We start from the raw sequence: 18,818 nt of genomic DNA on the forward strand, positions 1-18,818 counted from the left end.
TTTTTGTATGACAAAGAAGCGAATCAAAAAGTTCGTTGAAGATGGGTCCTTAATTGGAGGATTTCAGATGAACAACAAGGTACAAAAAATGGTCAGCATTGCAATGTTGGCCGCAATCGGTACAGTATTACAATTTGTGGCATTTCCGATTATGCCGGCGTTTAGTTTTTTGAAAATCGATTTTAGTGATATTCCGATTTTACTCGGAATGTTCTTGTACGGACCGTTAGCAGGAGTAATTACTGCTTTTGTTCGTTCGTTGCTACACCTGTTCTTAACCGGACTAGCACCGCAAAATATGGTGGGAGATTTCGCTAGCTTTTTAGCAAGTAGTATCTTCACTTTGCCAATTTTTTATTTCTTTGGTAAAAAGAAAAATATCCGTACAAATCGGATAGTGGGCTTAGTAAGTGGGATCTTAGCCTTGACAATTTTCATGAGTATTGCGAATTATTTTGTCATTACACCCATTTACTTACAATTATATGGTGTGACCACACAACAATTTTTAGGAACATCTTTAGCAAGCTATGTGGCGATTGGTATTGTGCCATTCAACCTTATTAAAGGCCTCTTAGTCAGTGGTGTTTTTCTAGTACTACATGCGAAGTTATTGCCATGGCTATCAAAAAAACAACATACTATTCAGAAAAAAACACCGTTAACAAAATAAATGATAAAAAACCTGCTGTTGAACAATGTTTGACAGTGGGTTTTTAAAATTTACGCCTAAAAGAAAAGAGGTTGTCATAATCTGTCATCATTCTGTTAAAAAATACTAAACCATCTGCATTGTAATTTTAACTTTCCCTTGGTATGATAGAAATCATCAAAGAAAGAGGAGTTTTCCTGAGTGAAAAAGTGTAAAAATTGTCGTCACGTGAATCGTGATACGGAGTCCTTTTGTGAAGAATGCGGCGCTCCGCTAATGAATGAATCAATGCATCAAGAGGAAAACCAAGCACAACCATCAATGAATAAAGGGAACGAATCTGCTCCTCTCAGATCAAAAAGAAGCTGGATCTGGGTGTTTCTTTTTGTGTTCATCGTTCTTGGAGCGGGTAGCTATTTTCTCGGGACGCATTATTTTTCTAAGGAACAACAAATTTCTCATTTTATTGAAGCGATTGAGAATGGTGATGCCCAAGAATTAAGTAAAAAAATGAGGACGAACGAGTCTGAATTTCAAGTGAATCCGCAAAGCATTAAGCCCTTAATCACTTATTATCAAAAAAATCCAACTGAGCTAAAAAAATTAGAAAAAGCGTTATTAAAGGATAAAAAGCTACATGGTTTAACTATTCGTGAAACAAGTCAAACAGCATTTTTCTTTCACCGTTATCAATTCATTTTAACGCCTGTTTCTGTTCAGTTAACGACGAATCAGCGCGGTGTGACGCTGGCAATGAATGGGCGGGAAGTGGGCACTTCCGACTCAACTACTTATCAAAAAGAATTGGGACCCTTAGCGCCAGGACAATATACCTTTACAGCCACAGTGAAAGATAGCACCGGCGAACCTGTTATCACAGAAGAGTATCGTTTATTAGAAGAGGAAAATTATATTTCTAGTATTCCTTTAGATTTTAAACGAATGAATTTTGTTGTGGAGAGCAATCTGCCAGACGCAGATATTTATATTAATGATCGGAAAGTTGGTACGCTAACAAATGGAAGCAAAACGATTGGCCCTTTGTTCTGGTCCAAAGGGATGACGATTCAACTTAAAAAGACGATTAATGGAGAAGAAATTCAAACATCAAAAGAAACGATTGGTGAAAATGATTTTGTCGAAGCGCTCTCCGATAATCCAACGCTACAATTGAATTTTCCGTTAGTTAGCGACTATGATGCCCGCAAAGCGCTAGAAACCTTTTATCAAGCATTTGCCAAACAAGTGAAAAGTCATACGGATAGTACAGAATTTGCTAAAAAATATCTCGTTGGTGGGGAAAATAATCCTCAATTTCCTTCTTTTATTGAAGCACTTGAACGATTACGTGAAAAGAAATCGACCGATGTTTCACCAGATTTTGAAGTGACCATTAATACGCTACAATTGGATGGTAAAGAAAATTACCATGTCAATTATTATTTAGAAGCTAAAAATTCTAAAGCAAAAGAAAATGGTCTTCGTTATGAATGGATCAATGGCCTAAATGATCAAATTCATTTAGTCAAAGAACCGCTAAAAGAAGGACAATTACAGTTTGTTTCGATAGATGAGCAAACACTTGCTTGGCTCGAAAAAATACTCTAAGCAAAAATGAGTGCTAAATTATTTAGCACTCATTTTTGCTTATTTCTATTGCACGCGTGGGACATTTGCGGTACGCTTTTAACACATTCTCGCGTTCGTTTTCTGGAATAAATTGTTGTCGAGCATGCGGCTCGTCTTTAAAAAGGACAATCCCATGATCATCATAATCAAATATATTGGGCGCATAAACTTGACAAAGTCCACAAGCAATACATTTTTCAGGAACTAAACGTGATTGCATAAACAGTGACACATCCTATCTAAAAGAGGTTTACTATGGAGGCAACTTTTATTTTAGCGTTATTATCTCACGGATACAAGGTACGTGCATCAACTTTGTATCATCTTTTAAAAGGCAAACGGACTAGCTCTGTTTTGATTTATGGTTTTTTATATGATTGTTTACGGTTCATTGGCTGGTGGCCAACGATTTCCGAACAAGCCTATTTTCAATTTCTTGAAAAACTTTCGAAGGCGAAACAAATTCAGTATCACAAAGAGACAAATGAGATTCAACTAACAAAAGAAGGGCAACTATTTTTAAAGGAGCACCATTTTTCGTTGCTGGATTATCCTGCAATTGATCTTTATCGTTTTGGCAGAAGTGATCGAGAAAGTTGGCAACTCATTCAATTTGCCGTGCAAGTGACTTCGTATTTATCATTTGAGGAAAAACAGTATATTCCACTTTTATCAACACCGATTCCGCAACTATATTTGAAACGATGGTTACAACAAGACAAGAAAGAGCAGCGCATTCAATCAATCAAAGAAGAACTGTTGCGAGGGTTTGAGTTACTACCTGAAGCAGAAAGCGACTATTTGGTTGCGCAACTTTCTGGTTATCAGCAAACTGGCAAAGTTCCTCAGCAATTAACAAGCCATAAGACAGCTCTTGAACAGCGTTTATGGCATACGCAAGCGGTTCATCATTTACTGCAGTTGATAATGTACGGAGGAAACTATCCTGCTTTACAAACGCTTGTATGGCCGTATCTAGAAAAAAATCTAAACCAAAGTATGCAAGAAACCCAACGATTGTTAACGGAAGGCAAGACGCTTCAAGAAATTGCTGAGCAGCGAAAAATAAAACCGAGTACCATTCATGACCATCTATTAGAGTTGGCTATTCAAGGGCAGCTGCAGGCGTCTGTTTATCTTGAAAAGGAGGCAATACTCCAAAACTTGGCTCAAACAGAACAAGATCCGCGGTTGTGGGTGTATCGGGATTGGCGAGCGCAAGAAGATACGCTTTCTTATTTAGATTTCCGGTTATATCAAATCCAACAAATTTGGCAAGAAAAGGAGTGAGTATTGTTGACATTAGAACAAGAATTATTCACTCGATTTGGTTATGCAGCGTTTAAGCCTGGTCAAAAAGAAGTGATTACAAACTTACTTGACGGTATGAATACATTGGCTGTTTTGCCAACAGGCACTGGCAAATCATTGTGTTATCAATTTGTGGGCCAGAAGTTAGAGGGACTAACGGTAATTGTTTCTCCTTTACTTTCGTTAATGGAAGATCAGGTGCATCAATTACAAAGACAAGGAATTAAAGGTGCGGTTGCCTTAAACAGTACGTTACAATATTCAGAAAAGCGTTATATTTTAGCGAAAATGTTCCAATACGATTATCTGTTTTTAAGCCCAGAAATGCTTTTACAGCAAGAAGTACTTAGTGTGTTACAACGCCAAAAAATTGCATTATTTGTGGTGGATGAAGCCCATTGTGTTTATCAGTGGGGCGTCGATTTTCGCCCTGAATATAGTAAATTAGATCTGGTCCAAAAACAGCTAGACTTTCCTTTGACCTTGGCGTTAACTGCCACAGCGACACCCGTTGTACAGCACGCAATTATAAAACAATTATTTTCTCATGGTAGCTATCAAGAAGTTCTTTCTTCAGTGAATCGAAAAAATATTGGCTTGTTCGTGAAGGAAACGTCAGAAAAAGAAGAAGTGTTACTATATTACTTATCTAAAACGGCTGGTAAAATCATTATCTATTGCGCCACGCGCAACAAAACAGAACAAATTAGTCAACTTATTCAGGCGAAAACCAGTTTTAAGGTAGCCTATTATCATGGGGGCTTGGAGGCTAGTGAACGTAGTCGCTTGCAAGAACAATTTATTGATAATCAAATCGATATTCTTTGTGCAACGAATGCTTTTGGGATGGGAATCGACAAACCTGATGTTCGTGGAGTGATTCATTTTGATTTGCCTGACAGCTTAGAAAATTACCTGCAAGAAATCGGGCGAGCTGGACGTGATAGTCAAAAAAGTTGGGCGCTATTATTGTATAAAAAAGGGGATGAATTTATTCATCGGTTTTTCTTAGAAGAGACAAGAGCGAATCGAGCGACCTTAAAATCGCTGATTGAAGGAGAAGAACAAGCAGGTTTGTTAGAAAATGCCACCGAGTTACAACAAAAATGGGTCCAAGGCTATTTAGCCAAGGATTATTCTTTTGAAGAGCTAGAGCATCGTTTAGAGGAGAAAGAAAAAGATCGTCAAGCGCAATTAAGAGGGATGCTGACGTATATTGAAGCCACAACCTGTCGAAGAACGTTGATTCAAACTTATTTTCAAGAATCGATTGTCAAACAATCACCGGAAACTTGTTGTGATAATTGTGCGTTATTCTTTGACATTTACCAAGATTCAATAGTAAAATCGAACAAGACCAGCAATCAAAATGAAGAAGATTGGCGTTCTAAATTTCTAAAATTATTTAAAGAACGTGATTAATTCATTTTTTTAGTCGGCAGTTGGCAAAAGCTATGATATAATAACAAGCGAGAGAAGTTTAGGAGGAAATTAGCAGTGAGTAAAAAGGACAAAAAGAAAAACCAAGCTCGTGAGCCATGGGAACAATCAATTTATGAACCTGATCAAAATGGTGGTGGTTCTCGTTTAGCAAAACGCCAACAGCAACGAGGAAATTCATTATTTCTAACTGTTTTAGTTATTTTGCTATTATTAATTATTGCCATTCCAATTGGGACTTTCTTATGGATGATGCAAGACAAGAAACCGAACGAAAGTGCTAGCAAAAATAGCCAGCCATCTTCTTCATTAGTCCAATCATCATCAAAAGAGAAGAAAAAAGAAAGTACGTCAAAATCAGTGGAAAGCTCAGAACCAGCAAGCAGCCAACCAGCTGAAAATACAACACCTTCAAGTTCAGATGCTGCTGCACAGCAACAACAGCAACAACAGGACCAACAAGCACAACAACAACAGCAACAACAAGAGCAGCAACAACAAGAAGCTCAAAATCAACAACAGCAACAAGCGCAGAACCAACAACCTGTTTATGATACCGTTCAAAGTGGCGAAGGGGCACGTCAAGTTGCCGAACGTAACGGAATGACATTAGAACAAATTTTAGCGTTAAATCCTGGGATTGATACATCTGTGTTTTATCCAGGACAACCATTACGTATTAAATAATCCAGAAAAAGAGGTTTGGACAGCACTTTCAAGGGCTAAATCGCGACGGATGATTACATGAGAATGCCAATAAGCAGAAATTTCCGAAAGATGTTTTGCGTCTTTCGAGGGATTTCGGCTTATTGCTTTTTCGTTAGAAACTCGTCATCAGTTTAAATCCAAGTTCTTTTCTTCTGATTTTAATATAAAAGAAGAAACGCATTTTAAAGGATGCATATCAGTTAAGGAGTTTTTTCATGGGGAAAATCAGTATTGCTATTGACGGACCAGCTTCGTCAGGCAAAAGTACAGTTGCAAAAATTTTAGCAAAACAATTGAATTATGTGTATTGTGACACGGGGGCCATGTACCGAGCGATTACGTATCTGGCCTTGCAAAATCAAATCGACATTCAAGCGGAAGAGCCATTAGTAGCGCTTTGTGTCAACCACACTATTTCTTTTCAGCAAGCAGAGAATGGCCAACGTGTTTTTATCGACGGTCATGAAGTGACCGAAGCGATTCGCCAGCCAGATGTAACGAATGCTGTTTCAGCTGTTTCAAAACATGCAAAAGTTAGAGAAGAAATGGTGGCGTTACAACAGAAAATTGGTCAAGCCGGCGGAGTTGTCATGGATGGTCGAGATATTGGTACTGCAGTTTTACCAAAGGCCGAAGTAAAGATATTCTTGGTGGCTAGCGTTGAAGAACGTGCAGAACGTCGTTTTAAAGAAAATCAAGAAAAAGGGATTGAGACGGATTTTGAAACCTTGAAGGCGGAGATTGAACGTCGGGATTATTTAGATTCAACGAGAGAAGTATCACCCCTTGTCCAAGCAAGTGATGCTGTGAAAATCGATACAACAGGGTTGACGATTGAAGAAGTCGTCGCCGCCATACAAAATGTGATTAAACAAAAAGGTTTTGAACTTTTTTAAAGAATTTTAAGAAAAATAGAAGAAATCGCTTTATTTTTTTACAAAAATCTCGTACTATGTAAGTATATATAGCTAAGTTTTGGAATTTTTGTTGGCATAGGAGGATAAGAGGCATGACAGATTTTGAAGACAAACAAGTAGCAAACAACGAAACAATGGAAGATGCAATGAACAGCGTTCAAGAAGTCAGTGTTGGCGATATTGTTAAAGGCGAAGTTTTAGCCATCGAAGACAAACAAGTTGTTGTCGGCATTGAAGGAGCGGGCGTTGAAGGCGTTGTTCCTGCAAAGGAATTATCGACTTTACCAGTTGAAGATGTACACGAACTTGTGAAAGTCGGTGATGTGTTAGATTTAGTTGTTATCACATCAATTGGCAAAGATAAAGAAAACGGCAGTTATTTACTGTCAAAACGCCGTTTAGATGCTAAAAAAGTTTGGGAAGAAATTGAACAAGATTTCCAAGCGGGCAAAGTAATCGAAGCACCTGTTACAAATGTTGTTAAAGGTGGTTTGGTTGTTGATGTTGGTGTTCGCGGATTTGTTCCTGCCTCAATGGTTGAAGATCATTTTGTTGCAGATTTTTCTGAATATAAAGGTCAAACACTAGCATTTAAAATTATTGAAATCGAACCTTCAGAAAACCGCTTAATTCTTTCACATAAAGCAGTTGTTGAAGCTGAAAAAGAATCGAAAAAAGAAGAATTACTTTCTTCCTTACATGACGGAGACGTTGTTGAAGGGAAAGTAGCTCGTTTGACAGATTTCGGCGCATTCATTGATTTAGGTGGCGTGGATGGTTTAGTTCATGTTTCTGAAATTGCTCATCAGCATGTGGGCAAACCAAGTGATGCGTTAACTGTTGGCGAAGACGTTCAAGTAAAAATTCTTTCAATTAATCCAGAAGAAGGACGTATTTCTTTATCTATTAAAGAAACACTGCCTGGACCATGGACAGATATCGAAACAAAAGCAGCCGCTGGGACTGTTTTAGATGGCACAGTAAAACGCCTAACAAGCTTCGGTGCGTTTGTGGAAGTTTTCCCTGGTGTGGAAGGATTAGTGCATATTTCTCAAATTTCTCACAAGCATATTGCAACGCCTCATGAAGTCCTTCATGAAGGGGATCAAGTACAAGTGAAAGTTTTAGAAGTTAATCCAGAGGAACATCGTATTGCTTTAAGTATCAAAGCGTTAGAACCAAAACCTGAGTCTCAAGAAGAACCAAAAGAAGAACAGGAATATGAATTGCCTGAAGAAAATACTGGCTTTACCATGGGCGATATTTTAGGTGACGCTTTATCTGATGCGAAAGAAGAGGAATAACACGTTACTTTCTTGAAATTTATGAGTTTGACATAGCCGTAAACAGATCGGCTATGTCAAACTCATTTTTTCTTGAATTGGTTAGAAAATCAGCAGAAACTAAAACTTTTCTTGCACTTTAAGGTTTGATTAGGTAAACTAGTAAGGATTGAAATTCTCAAGGAGGGAATCAAATGGCAAATCCAACTATTGCGATTGTCGGTAGACCGAATGTCGGTAAATCGACTATTTTTAACCGCATTGCCGGTGAGCGTATCTCGATTGTAGAAGATACTCCTGGCGTAACACGCGACCGTATTTATACAACTGGAGAATGGTTAGGGCGTGAATTTAGTATTATTGATACAGGTGGGATTGATTTAGGTGACGAACCATTTATGGACCAAATCAAACACCAAGCAGAAATTGCGATTGATGAAGCAGATGTGATTATCTTTGTTGCTAGTGGCCGTGAAGGAATTACTGATGCAGATGAGTTAGTAGCAAAAATTTTATATCGTAGTAATAAACCAGTGATCTTAGCTGTTAATAAAGTTGACAATCCTGAAATGCGTAATGATATTTATGAATTTTATGCTTTAGGACTAGGGGATCCTTTCCCAGTTTCTGGTAGTCACGGTTTAGGCATTGGCGATGTGTTAGACGAAGCAGTTAAACATTTTCCTAACACTTCAGAAGAAGAGGACGAAGATACAATTAAATTTAGTTTAATCGGGCGTCCAAATGTCGGTAAATCATCATTGATTAATGCTATTCTTGGTGAGGATCGCGTGATTGTTTCAGATATTGAAGGAACAACGCGAGATGCAATCGATACGTATTTTGAATCTGAAGAAGGTCAAAAGTTCTTAATGATTGATACGGCTGGTATGCGTAAACGTGGAAAAGTATACGAATCAACTGAAAAATATAGCGTCATGCGCGCAATGCGGGCGATTGAACGCTCAGACATTGTTTTAATGGTCTTGAATGCAGAAGAAGGTATTCGTGAGCAAGACAAGCGTGTGGCGGGCTATGCCCATGAAGCAGGTCGAGGTATTATTATCGTGGTCAACAAATGGGATACAGTTAAAAAAGATACAAATACAATGCGTGATTTTGAAGCTGAAATTCGTGATGAATTCCAATATTTAGATTATGCACCCATTATTTTTGTGTCTGCATTAACCAAACAACGTTTAAACAAACTGCCTGAACTAATTGAAACAGTAAGTATGAATCAAAACTTACGGATTCCTTCAGCGTTGTTAAATGACGTTGTAATGGATGCTGTAGCAATTAATCCGACACCAACCGATAAAGGAAAACGTTTGAAGATTTTTTATGCAACACAAGTGGCAGTCAAACCACCTACATTTGTTATTTTTGTCAACGAAGAAGAACTAATGCACTTTTCTTATGCCCGGTTTTTAGAAAATCAAATCAGAAAAGCATTTACGTTTGAGGGCACGCCGATTAAAATCATTCCGCGACGCCGAAAATAGTGCATTCTACCATACTTTTTTTAGATATTCAAATAAATTTATCAACTTTGAGAAAAAATGATTATTTTTTGAAAAAACTGGTTAAAATACACTAAAAACCTTGCTATTACAACTTTCTTATGCTATCTTGTTAACAGAATATTGAACCAGATCAATATTTGCTGTCTGTTTTTGGACCACTCAAAAATAGACGGAACTTTAGGTGTGTAAAAACATCGTATCTCTTATAGAGGAGGTGAAATGATCCATGGCAAATAAAGCAGAATTAATCGAAAACGTTGCATCTTCAACTGGTTTAACTAAAAAAGATGCTACTGCAGCAGTAGACGCTGTCTTTTCAACAATTCAAGAAACTCTTGCTAAAGGTGAAAAAGTTCAATTAATCGGTTTTGGTAACTTTGAAGTTCGCGAACGCGCAGCTCGTAAAGGACGTAACCCACAAACTGGACAAGAAATTCAAATCGCTGCAAGCAAAGTACCTGCATTCAAACCAGGTAAAGCATTGAAAGATGCAGTGAAATAAGACAGACAATTAGAACCCTTGGTTTCCAAGGGTTCTTTTTTGAATCATACATAAAAAATGTTATTTTAAGAGGTGGTCGAAACAGTACTCTAAAAGGCTAAATTGTAACGAACCTTGGGTGAGAAAAACGTGCTTCGCTCCGAGAATCAAGCGGGAACGGTTCGACACTCGCTCCTTGCTTTTTTGATAAAAAGAGAAAGATTTATGAATGAAGGACAAAAATAAGTTGTTGCCAGTAGCTGTTTTTTAGTGGTTATGCTAGACTTGGGGTGAAGGAAGAGGAAACAGTCTTAAGGTGGTGAATCAATGAAATACAACTATTCTAGAGGGGAAAACAAGGTCGCTATTATTTATGGAGAAACATTTGCTTCCGTCCTAAAAAAACGACCAGTAACGACGGAGTCAATCGTTGTTTTGACGAATCAGCGTTACTATGATCTTTTTTCGGAGAAGATTAATTATGCCTTTGGGGAACAGTTGGGATTAAACTGGTATATTTGTCGCAATGATGTTCATTGCAATGACTTATCAGAATTAGAAAGTGTGTTACGTTTCTTAGCTGATTGGCCAGAAAATCAGGATGTTTTATTGATTGGTTTGGGTAATGAAGGGGTACTACAATTAACCGCATTTTTGCACCAAGTAAGTAAGTGTTCCTCCAAATGTTGGCTGATGCCTGTGTCTGTTCAAGCGTTACGGCAAGGGCTTTTACCAAGTGTCACAATTCAGCAAGCACAGCATGCAACTATGCATATAGAAAATCATTCAGAAGAAATTTTGTTTGATAGTACCTTGACCAATAAAAAAGGTGCCGCTCCTTTAATTGATTTGCTCGTTTTTATTCGAGCGGGTCTTGTCTGTGATTATACTTATTTACAAATGCTATACCAAACGTATCCAGATAAAAAACGGTTGAATCAAACGTCATTTAATGGTATTTTAGACGAGTTGTTATCTTTTTATGAACAAGCAGGGGAAAAAGTGGATCAATTTGGTCGAGTTTTTGAAGCGGCCTTTGCTACAACCGAAAATGGCCATTTGTTATCAGGTCCCATGAAACGATTATTGGGATTGTTGTTACAAGTTTTATGGAGCCAGCAAGTCAATCACTTTGACTTTCAATTTAAAAATTTTATCGTTTGGTTTATTCGCTTAGGTTTTCCGGTGGCGTTTCCAAAAGAAATTTTAAGTGCTGATTACGCAGAACAAGTCTTGGCTCACACAGAAACACTAGGTCCTCCTATGGTGTTGGAAAAAATCGGTCAACTAGGAGTAGCTTTAAAGCCAACGCCCGATCAACTGTTAACAACGATTGAAAGATACCAAGAAATTTTAAAAGAGATTTGAGGGGAAATTATGTCATATAGTGAAAAAATGGTTCAAGCATTACAAGCTGAAAATTTAGCAGAAGCACAGTTAATGTTTGAAGAAGCATTAAAGAAAGATGATGAAAATACTTTAGCTGATTTAGGGGAAACGTTATTATCTTTAGGTTTTCTAGAAGAAGCCAAACAAATTTTCCAACAGTTGTTGGAACAATTTCCCGATGCAGATGGCTTAAACATTCCATTAGCAGAAATCGCCATTGAAAATAATGAAATAGATGACGCATTCATCTATTTAGAAAAAATTCCAGAAACTAGTGACAGTTATGTCCAAAGCCTCTTAGTTACTGCGGATTTGTACCAAGTTTTAGGGATTCCAGAAGTCAGTGAAGCGAAATTAAAAGAAGCAGCCAATCTTATGCCAGAAGAGCCGTTAATTCAATTTGCTTTGGGAGAACTATACTTTACAAATGGTCAATTTGTCGAGGCTATTACTCGTTATCAAAGCATTGTAGAAAGCGGGACAGCACAAATCTCTGCTATTTCCTTGAATGAACGCTTAGGAAGTAGTTACAGCATGTTAGGTGATTTTGAAGAAGCAGTTCCTTATTTGGAAGCCGCGGTCAAAGAAGAACAAACAGACGATCGTTTATTCCAGTTAGCTTTCACTTATTTACAGTTACATGAGAATCAAAAAGCCATTGCGTTGTTCCAGCAATTAAAAACACTAAACCCACATTATCAATCACTTTATCTATATTTAGCGGAAGCGCTCCAAGAAGAAGAGCAATTAGAGGAAGCAAAAGCGGTGATCGAAGAAGGAATTGCGGAAAACCCCTTCCAAGTAGAGTTATACCAATTTGCCTCTGAAAATGCCTATCGCTTACACGATATTGCTGGTGCTGAAAACTGGTTGTTAAAAGCTTTGGAATTAGGTGAGAAAACAGATGAAAGTCGTTTGACCTTAAGTAATCTCTACATCACGGAAGAGCGTTTTGAGGAAGTAATTACTATCTTAAATGATTTAGAGGAAACGGATCATCCTTATGCTGAATGGAACTTAGCAAAAGCGTACAACGAATTAGAAGACTTTGCCGTCGCTAAAGTTCATTACGAACAAGCAGCGCAAGAATTGTCTCACGAACCAGAATTTCTAAAAGAATACGCATTGTTCTTACGAGAAGAAGGCGAACTTGAAAAAGCAAAACACTTGTTGCACCATTATTTGGAACATGAACCTGGTGATGTCGACATGCAATCTGTGCTAGCAGATATGGAAGAAAGATAGGAAACGACGATGTTTGTTAGTTTATCAGAAAAGAAAAAATTTTTAACTTGGTTAGTGAATACAGTGCCTTTTGGAAGAAGAGAAGTACTGTGGATTTTAAATTACTTATTAACGCACGATGCGATTTTAAATAATGTTCATTTTGTTGAGAACGTAGAGAAGACTGATCGAGGGATCCGCGTGGTAGCAGATGGTTTAGGTAAGGAGCCGTTATTGCTTTTTATCCAAGCACAAGAATTTACAGATCCGGAACAAATTTTTCACGAGATTCGGATGAATTGGCGGAAAGCTCTTTATTTAGAATGTGTATTTCCAGAGGCTTGGCAAACGAGCCAGTATTTATCTGTTTTAGAAGACAATCCGTTTGCGCCATGGAATGAACAAGTGGATCAGGAAGTTGCCAGAGCGATTGATCAATACTTTAAGCAAGAAGAACAAACGCAACGAATGGCATTAATTAAAGCTCAAATTGATGATGCTTTAGAAACAGGCAACAAAGAAGCGTTTTTAGAATTATCCGATGAATTAAATCGTTTGAAACAACAATAAATAAAACCCAGCATTTTCAATAAATGCTGGGTTTTATTTATTGTTTTAATTTAAAGCGCCGTTGTTTGCTGGGTTTTGCATAAGTAAAGCCTTCGCCAATTGCTTCATGTACGTTAATGATGGACACAAAGGCTTTTTCATCTATTTCATTAGCAATCCGTTTGACTTCCATTATTTCTCGAGGGCTGACTACCGTGTAGAGAACCCGTTTTTCCACTTGTGAATAAGCACCTTCACCATTTAAATATGTTACCCCACGTTCTAAAGAAGCCATTAAACTTTGACCGATTTCTTCGGAATGATTGGAAACAATTAAAATTCCTTTCGCAGCATAGGCTCCATCGAGTACAGAATCGACAACACGACTGAAAACAAAGGACACAATTAAAGTATACATCATTCGTTTGACATCAATATAGGTCAACGAGAGGAGTAAGACTGCAACATCAAAAAGTAACAACGAGCGGCCCATGCTAATCCCAAAGTATTTTTCGAAAATGCGGGCAATGACGTCGGTCCCACCAGTGGTTCCGCCTACGCGGTAAACAAGGCCACTCCCGAATCCTGCGGCCAAACCAGCTAAGAGAGCAGCAATCAATAAATCATGATCTAAATTAATTTCAACAGGAAATTTTTGCCAAAACCACAAAAATACCGATAACGACACGGTACCAATTAGCGTATAATAGAGGGAACGTTTGCCTAAAATTTTACCACCAATTAATAAGAGCGGAATATTGATTAATAATGTCGTATATGCTGGGTTAAAATGAAATAAGGCCCTTAAAATCAAAGTAATCCCCGTGACACCACCTTCGGCCAGGTCATTGGCAATATTGAAAGTAACCAAACCAAAGGCATAGATACAGCTTCCTAATACAATAAATAACACATCTTTAAAATAAAATCTTTGTTCTTCCATTTAATCACGTCCTTTTACAGTATAAACTGTATCATTCTCTATATAAAACAACAAGTAGAACCTTTCCAGATAGTCAAGTTTTTGATAAGATGTAGGAGGTAGAGTAAGAAAGGTTGGGGTAAAATGTCAGAATCAGAACAACGTAGTTTGCAATCGATGCAAACAGAAGTTGATGATTATATTCAACAGTTTAAAACAGGCTATTTTTCACCATTAGGACAAATGGCTCGTTTGACGGAAGAGGTCGGAGAATTAGCCCGTGAAGTCAATCATTATTATGGTGAAAAACAGAAAAAAGCAGACGAAAAATCAAAGACAGTATCAGAGGAACTTGGAGATGTCTTTTTTGTATTGATTAGCATGGCAAATTCTTTAGAGATTGATTTAACCGAAGTTTTTGAAGAAAATATGGCCAAATTTAACAAGCGGGATCGCTATCGCTTTGAAAGAAAGGATGGGAAAACACATGATTAAAATAATTGTCGCTGGGTTTAAAGGACGGATGGGCAGTACTGCTACACAAATGGTCTTAGAAACCGCAGACTTTGAATTAGTAGGTGTGTATGATCCTCATGAAGCACCAGAAACTGTTTCTTTCAATGATGAAACAGCAATTCCCGTTTTTCAGCGCTTAGAAGAAGTCCTAGCTGTCAAACCAGATGTTTGGATTGATTTTACGGTTCCTGAAGCCGCCTATCCAAATACACGTTTTGCGTTGGAACATGGTATGGCGCCAGTTGTTGGGACGACAGGCTTTACGGAGGAACAAATCAACGAATTGACAAACCTATCTCGAGAAAAAGCCATCGGCGGCTTAATTGCGCCAAACTTTGCAATTGGGGCAGTTTTAATGATGCAATTTGCCCAAAAAGCGGCACAGTATTTTCCAGATGTGGAAATCATTGAATTACATCATGATAACAAATTGGATGCACCGAGCGGAACGGCTATAAAAACTGCAGAAATGATTCAAGAAGTTCGGCCAGCAAAAAAACAAGGGAATCCGCAAGAGGTAGAATCAATACCAGGGGCACGCGGGGCTGATTTCGAGGGTCTGCGAATCCATAGTGTCCGCTTACCTGGTTTAGTGGCACACCAACAAGTCCAATTTGGCAGTGTAGGTGAAGGGCTCACTATTCGGCATGATTCTTATGATCGGCGTTCATTCATGACAGGAGTGGCGTTAGCTTGTCGGCAAGTGGTACAGAGAACAGAACTACTTTACGGATTGGAACAGATGCTATGAAATTGACAACTATTCCAAACGAATTTAAAGAAGCTGCTCCCGTTATTCGTGAAATCAATGCACAGGGCTTTGAAGCGTATTTTGTCGGGGGCAGCGTCCGTGATGCTTTATTAAATAAACCAATCCATGATGTCGATATTGCGACAAGTGCCTATCCAGAAGAAATTAAGCAAATTTTTAAACGAACCGTTGATGTGGGCATCGAACATGGCACAGTCCTTGTATTGATGGAAGACCAACAGTATGAAGTAACAACCTTTCGTACCGAGTCAACTTATCAAGACTTTCGCCGACCGGATGAAGTCACCTTTGTTCGCTCCTTGAAAGAAGATTTAAAACGACGAGATTTTACGATTAATGCCTTGGCGCTCGACAGCACAGGTGAAATCATTGATTTATTTGATGGTATCGAAGATTTAACTAATCAAACCATTCGTGCAGTCGGTAATCCCCATGAGCGGTTTCATGAAGATGCTCTGCGAATGATGCGGGGCTTACGCTTTGCTAGCCAATTAGATTTTAAAATTGAAGAAAAAACCTTAGCCGCTATCGCTGAATTTCATCCTTTATTAGAAAAAATTTCAGTAGAACGCATTACGATTGAATTTGTAAAAATGCTTTTAGGGGTTAATCGACAAGGTGGCTTAGCTCCGTTTATTGAAACAGAATGCTATCAATACTGTCCCAAATTACGAGAACAAGGGGCTGGACTTTTTCGTTTAATGGACTTGCCTGCTCGTCAAATTGAAACAGAAGCAGAAGCGTGGACGTTACTTATCCAATCATTGAATTTACCAGAAGCAGAAATTCGCTCCTTCTTAAAGGCTTGGAAACTTTCAAATCAATTAATCCAAAACGTTTCACAATTAGTACGCGGTTTGCGTTTTCGCTTGAGTAACGACTGGCAGCCAATGATGCTTTATGAATTAGGCGAAGAATCAGCAGTACTTGTTGAAAGGCTTTTATATTATTACCAACAAGAGAGTCAAGTACAAGTAACAAAAGAGTTAGTTAAGGCATTACCCATCCATCAAAGACATGAATTGGCCATAACAGGAAAAGACCTTTTAGCCGTCTTAGAAGAAACACCAGGCAAATGGTTAGGGGAACTGATTGCTGAAATCGAGCAACACGTTGTTGAAGGTAGCTTAGAGAATAAACAAGAAGTTCTGCTTTCGTTTGCCAAAAAACAACGTTCAAAAGGAGAGAAAGCATAATGCCAACAGAAATGTTTACAAAAAAATTCTTGGTGAAAGAATCACAAACGGCTAAAATGCTCGGTTCTGGTGACTTAGAAGTTTTAGGAACCCCTGCTTTAGCTGCCATGATTGAACAAACAGCCAAAGAAGCTGTGAAGGACCAATTATCAGTTGGGGAAACAACTGTCGGAACGGTGTTAGAATTACGCCACTTATATCCATCTGCGGTAGGGGCGACAATCGTTGTTACGATGACCAGCATTGAACAGACTGCACACAAAATACGCTATGAATTTGTTGCTTATGAAGGAGAACGACAAATTGCCAAAGGTTCTCACCAACGTGCAGTAGTTGAGATTGATTCTTTTTTAAAAAGAATAACAAAATATTAAGAATCTACAGCGAAAGTTTGTGACCGTTTATCAAAAGTATGGTAAACTAATAATGTAAGAAATTATTTTTAAGTAAGGAGATTTGTGCTATGGCTAGAGAAATGACAGGACTTAAATTTTATTTCAGAAATGGTGAAACTTGGACGATTGATCGTCGTTTTATTGGTGATTTATGGATCAAACATATTACAACAAGTTTTGGCCGTATCCATGGTAGTGAATTTGTTGAAATTCATCCATGTGAAGGGTTCAAAATTGAAATTTTCCAAGAAGGAGATCATGTTCAAACCCACGATATTAACTTAGGTGGCTTAGAATTAGGGATGTTCTCTCGTGCTTTAAAATATGAAGATATCGAACGTATGGAAATTCTTTACAAAAATGGCACACCAGATTTAGTTTATTTCCCTTACAAAGATAAAACAGATGAGGGCTTGGATAACATCTATCAATCTACAAAAGTCAGCGAAAAAACTAAAAACTTATACATTGTTATCGACCCAACACAAACAGTTGACGATGTATACGCTGAAGAATTAAAATAATTTTTGCCCCACAGGAATCAGTGAAATGACTGGTTCCTGTGGCTTTTTTCAGTCTTTTGACGAATAAAATAACATTGGTTTTAATGGAATAGTCGAAAAAATAAGCGAATAAGTGTTGACACATGTTTTTTCTAGCGGTATACTGTTAACAATTCTTAATTAAATCAGTTTTGGAGTGATTCTTATGACAACAACGAAGAAAAACCATACACAACTGAATAACTTTTACTTTAGCTATTTTAGATAGGTTTGTATTCATAACATTATGGGTACAGACAACAAACGTTTGTATCTATAATGGCTAGGGAAATTTAAGATGACTTTCAGCCATGTAGATTTAAGAAAATCTATAGTGGCTTTTATATTGCTTTTTTGTAGGGTATTCACTGTAGATTTTTCTTAAAATTTACTGTGAATATCCTTTTTGTTTGGCCAAAAATTAGGATTTCAGAAACTTACTAAAAAAATTTCGTAAAGGAGCACACAGGATGAAAGAAATAACTGGAGCCACTCGTTTAGCTGGGCTATTCGCGAAACCCAGCCAACACAGTATTTCACCGTTGATTCATAATACAGCATTTCAAAATTTAGGAGTTGATGCTCGGTATCTGGCGTTTGACGTTGGACAAGAGACATTGCCACAAGCAATTGAAGCGATTCGAACGTTTCACATGTTAGGGGCCAACTTATCAATGCCCAATAAAGTGGCGGCTGTAAGTTATATGGATGAACTAAGTCCTACCGCTCAACTGGTTGGCGCAATTAATACGATTGTCAACAAAGATGGAAAACTTTACGGAGACAGCACGGATGGTACTGGTTTTATGTGGAGTTTGAAAGAGAAAAAGGTTGACGTTTTTCAGAATAAAATGACCATCTTAGGAACAGGTGGTGCAGCCTTATCAATCATTGCCCAAGCTGCTTTAGATGGCGTGAAAGAAATCGCCGTTTACAACAGGAAAAGCGCGGGGTTTAACGACAGTCAAAAAAAACTGGCAAATTTCACTGAACGAACCAACTGTGTAATTCATTTAAACGATTTAGCGGATACTGAAAAACTAGCAAAAGATGTTGCTGAAAGCGTCTTGTTAGTTAATGCAACGAGTGTGGGTATGCATCCCCATGCACATAGTAGTCCTATAGAAAATTATGCAATGATTCAACCGAAGTTATTCGTGTATGATGCTATTTATAATCCCAGAGAAACACAGTTATTAAAAGAAGCCCGTTTACGTGGCGCAGAAACAAGCAACGGCTTGGACATGCTACTTTATCAAGGCGCTGCTGCTTTTGAACAATGGACAGGACAAAAAATGCCTGTATCAGTCGTAAAACGTAAAATTGAAAATAGATAAAAAGAGCGCCGTTTAAAGGCATGAGGAGA

General features: G+C 38.0%; 20 protein-coding genes. 18 read left to right on the forward strand and 2 right to left on the reverse strand.

Translation table 11 applies throughout. The annotated features are described in order from the left end of the window. Window positions 1-7: 7 nt before the first annotated feature. Together IGL86_RS06025 and IGL86_RS06030 are read left to right on the forward strand one after the other, a co-directional pair. A complete protein-coding gene (locus IGL86_RS06025; protein WP_002382314.1) occupies window positions 8-673 on the forward strand; it encodes an ECF transporter S component in 666 nt (221 codons plus the stop codon). Between the two features lie 255 nt (window positions 674-928). Beyond that, window positions 929-2,260: a zinc ribbon domain-containing protein gene (locus IGL86_RS06030; protein ID WP_033625671.1), complete on the forward strand. Its 1,332-nt coding sequence runs from the start codon at window positions 929-931 to the stop codon at window positions 2,258-2,260. 22 nt (window positions 2,261-2,282) lie between these two features. Here IGL86_RS06030 and IGL86_RS06035 read toward each other — a convergent pair whose 3' ends face one another. Further along, window positions 2,283-2,501: a ferredoxin gene (locus IGL86_RS06035; RefSeq protein WP_002357617.1), complete on the reverse strand. Its 219-nt coding sequence runs from the start codon at window positions 2,499-2,501 to the stop codon at window positions 2,283-2,285. 35 nt (window positions 2,502-2,536) lie between these two features. Between IGL86_RS06035 and IGL86_RS06040 the strand changes: the two genes are divergently transcribed. The 10 genes from IGL86_RS06040 to IGL86_RS06085 all read left to right on the forward strand — a co-directional run bounded on the left by IGL86_RS06040 (window position 2,537) and on the right by IGL86_RS06085 (window position 13,130). Next, a complete protein-coding gene (locus IGL86_RS06040; protein ID WP_033625669.1) occupies window positions 2,537-3,571 on the forward strand; it encodes a helix-turn-helix domain-containing protein in 1,035 nt (344 codons plus the stop codon). Window positions 3,572-3,577: 6 nt separating this feature from the next. Next, window positions 3,578-5,014 carry a RecQ family ATP-dependent DNA helicase gene (locus IGL86_RS06045; protein ID WP_033625670.1) on the forward strand — a complete coding sequence of 479 codons (1,437 nt, stop codon included), beginning with the start codon at window positions 3,578-3,580 and terminating at the stop codon, window positions 5,012-5,014. 75 nt (window positions 5,015-5,089) lie between these two features. Continuing rightward, window positions 5,090-5,719 (forward strand): LysM peptidoglycan-binding domain-containing protein, encoded by a 630-nt coding sequence (locus IGL86_RS06050; RefSeq protein ID WP_010775837.1) that lies wholly within the window; start codon window positions 5,090-5,092, stop codon window positions 5,717-5,719. Window positions 5,720-5,955: 236 nt separating this feature from the next. Next, window positions 5,956-6,636, forward strand: coding sequence for a (d)CMP kinase (cmk, locus tag IGL86_RS06055; RefSeq protein ID WP_002357612.1), 681 nt, complete (start codon window positions 5,956-5,958; stop codon window positions 6,634-6,636). 113 nt (window positions 6,637-6,749) lie between these two features. Next, window positions 6,750-7,961, forward strand: a complete 1,212-nt coding sequence (gene rpsA, locus IGL86_RS06060; RefSeq protein ID WP_002360341.1) for a 30S ribosomal protein S1 — start codon at window positions 6,750-6,752, stop codon at window positions 7,959-7,961. 173 nt (window positions 7,962-8,134) lie between these two features. Next, the gene (gene der / locus IGL86_RS06065; protein WP_002357608.1) at window positions 8,135-9,445 is read left to right on the forward strand and encodes a ribosome biogenesis GTPase Der; all 1,311 of its coding nucleotides are present in this window, start codon (window positions 8,135-8,137) and stop codon (window positions 9,443-9,445) included. A gap of 247 nt (window positions 9,446-9,692) precedes the next feature. Next, complete coding sequence (locus tag IGL86_RS06070; RefSeq protein WP_002357604.1) at window positions 9,693-9,968, forward strand: HU family DNA-binding protein; 276 nt, start codon at window positions 9,693-9,695, stop codon at window positions 9,966-9,968. Between the two features lie 306 nt (window positions 9,969-10,274). Then, window positions 10,275-11,315, forward strand: a complete 1,041-nt coding sequence (locus IGL86_RS06075) for a hypothetical protein (RefSeq protein WP_002403614.1) — start codon at window positions 10,275-10,277, stop codon at window positions 11,313-11,315. Between the two features lie 9 nt (window positions 11,316-11,324). Then, the gene (locus IGL86_RS06080) at window positions 11,325-12,581 is read left to right on the forward strand and encodes a tetratricopeptide repeat protein (RefSeq protein ID WP_002377424.1); all 1,257 of its coding nucleotides are present in this window, start codon (window positions 11,325-11,327) and stop codon (window positions 12,579-12,581) included. Between the two features lie 9 nt (window positions 12,582-12,590). Next, entirely contained in the window at window positions 12,591-13,130 is a 540-nt protein-coding gene (locus tag IGL86_RS06085) for a ReoY family proteolytic degradation factor (RefSeq protein WP_002361802.1), read from the forward strand. 37 nt (window positions 13,131-13,167) lie between these two features. Here the strand turns inward: IGL86_RS06085 and IGL86_RS06090 are convergent, their stop codons facing one another. Beyond that, entirely contained in the window at window positions 13,168-14,052 is an 885-nt protein-coding gene (locus IGL86_RS06090; protein ID WP_002357595.1) for a YitT family protein, read from the reverse strand. Window positions 14,053-14,175: 123 nt separating this feature from the next. Here IGL86_RS06090 and IGL86_RS06095 point away from each other — a divergent pair, with 123 nt between their 5' ends. The 6 genes from IGL86_RS06095 to aroE all read left to right on the forward strand — a co-directional run bounded on the left by IGL86_RS06095 (window position 14,176) and on the right by aroE (window position 18,789). Next, window positions 14,176-14,526, forward strand: a complete 351-nt coding sequence (locus IGL86_RS06095; RefSeq protein ID WP_430605671.1) for a nucleotide pyrophosphohydrolase — start codon at window positions 14,176-14,178, stop codon at window positions 14,524-14,526. Then, entirely contained in the window at window positions 14,519-15,298 is a 780-nt protein-coding gene (gene dapB / locus IGL86_RS06100) for a 4-hydroxy-tetrahydrodipicolinate reductase (protein WP_033625380.1), read from the forward strand. Before IGL86_RS06095 ends, dapB begins: the two co-directional genes overlap by 8 nt. Next, window positions 15,295-16,515, forward strand: coding sequence for a CCA tRNA nucleotidyltransferase (locus tag IGL86_RS06105; protein WP_002365655.1), 1,221 nt, complete (start codon window positions 15,295-15,297; stop codon window positions 16,513-16,515). Before dapB ends, IGL86_RS06105 begins: the two co-directional genes overlap by 4 nt. Further along, window positions 16,515-16,889, forward strand: a complete 375-nt coding sequence (locus tag IGL86_RS06110; RefSeq protein WP_033625381.1) for a thioesterase family protein — start codon at window positions 16,515-16,517, stop codon at window positions 16,887-16,889. The genes IGL86_RS06105 and IGL86_RS06110 overlap by 1 nt, the downstream gene beginning before the upstream one ends. An 89-nt stretch (window positions 16,890-16,978) precedes the next feature. Next, a complete protein-coding gene (locus tag IGL86_RS06115; protein WP_002357586.1) occupies window positions 16,979-17,434 on the forward strand; it encodes a hypothetical protein in 456 nt (151 codons plus the stop codon). A gap of 488 nt (window positions 17,435-17,922) precedes the next feature. Next, window positions 17,923-18,789, forward strand: coding sequence for a shikimate dehydrogenase (gene aroE, locus IGL86_RS06120; RefSeq protein WP_002369402.1), 867 nt, complete (start codon window positions 17,923-17,925; stop codon window positions 18,787-18,789). Window positions 18,790-18,818: the final 29 nt, after the last annotated feature.

The organism is Enterococcus sp. DIV0774 (assembly GCF_050539095.1).
GTDB lineage: Bacteria > Bacillota > Bacilli > Lactobacillales > Enterococcaceae > Enterococcus > Enterococcus faecalis.

Bases quoted from the DNA above. Each gene is read 5' to 3' on its own strand.
- IGL86_RS06025 (WP_002382314.1), top strand. From the start codon at position 8: ATGACAAAGAAGCGAATCAAAAAGTTCGTTGAAGATGGGTCCTTAATT.
- IGL86_RS06030 (WP_033625671.1), top strand. From the start codon at position 929: ATGAATGAATCAATGCATCAAGAGGAAAACCAAGCACAACCATCAATG.
- IGL86_RS06035 (WP_002357617.1), bottom strand. From the start codon at position 2,501: ATGCAATCACGTTTAGTTCCTGAAAAATGTATTGCTTGTGGACTTTGT.
- IGL86_RS06040 (WP_033625669.1), top strand. From the start codon at position 2,537: ATGGAGGCAACTTTTATTTTAGCGTTATTATCTCACGGATACAAGGTA.
- cmk (WP_002357612.1), top strand. From the start codon at position 5,956: ATGGGGAAAATCAGTATTGCTATTGACGGACCAGCTTCGTCAGGCAAA.
- rpsA (WP_002360341.1), top strand. From the start codon at position 6,750: ATGACAGATTTTGAAGACAAACAAGTAGCAAACAACGAAACAATGGAA.
- der (WP_002357608.1), top strand. From the start codon at position 8,135: ATGGCAAATCCAACTATTGCGATTGTCGGTAGACCGAATGTCGGTAAA.
- IGL86_RS06070 (WP_002357604.1), top strand. From the start codon at position 9,693: ATGGCAAATAAAGCAGAATTAATCGAAAACGTTGCATCTTCAACTGGT.
- IGL86_RS06075 (WP_002403614.1), top strand. From the start codon at position 10,275: ATGAAATACAACTATTCTAGAGGGGAAAACAAGGTCGCTATTATTTAT.
- IGL86_RS06080 (WP_002377424.1), top strand. From the start codon at position 11,325: ATGTCATATAGTGAAAAAATGGTTCAAGCATTACAAGCTGAAAATTTA.
- IGL86_RS06085 (WP_002361802.1), top strand. From the start codon at position 12,591: ATGTTTGTTAGTTTATCAGAAAAGAAAAAATTTTTAACTTGGTTAGTG.
- IGL86_RS06090 (WP_002357595.1), bottom strand. From the start codon at position 14,052: ATGGAAGAACAAAGATTTTATTTTAAAGATGTGTTATTTATTGTATTA.
- IGL86_RS06095 (WP_430605671.1), top strand. From the start codon at position 14,176: ATGTCAGAATCAGAACAACGTAGTTTGCAATCGATGCAAACAGAAGTT.
- dapB (WP_033625380.1), top strand. From the start codon at position 14,519: ATGATTAAAATAATTGTCGCTGGGTTTAAAGGACGGATGGGCAGTACT.
- IGL86_RS06105 (WP_002365655.1), top strand. From the start codon at position 15,295: ATGAAATTGACAACTATTCCAAACGAATTTAAAGAAGCTGCTCCCGTT.
- IGL86_RS06110 (WP_033625381.1), top strand. From the start codon at position 16,515: ATGCCAACAGAAATGTTTACAAAAAAATTCTTGGTGAAAGAATCACAA.
- IGL86_RS06115 (WP_002357586.1), top strand. From the start codon at position 16,979: ATGGCTAGAGAAATGACAGGACTTAAATTTTATTTCAGAAATGGTGAA.
- aroE (WP_002369402.1), top strand. From the start codon at position 17,923: ATGAAAGAAATAACTGGAGCCACTCGTTTAGCTGGGCTATTCGCGAAA.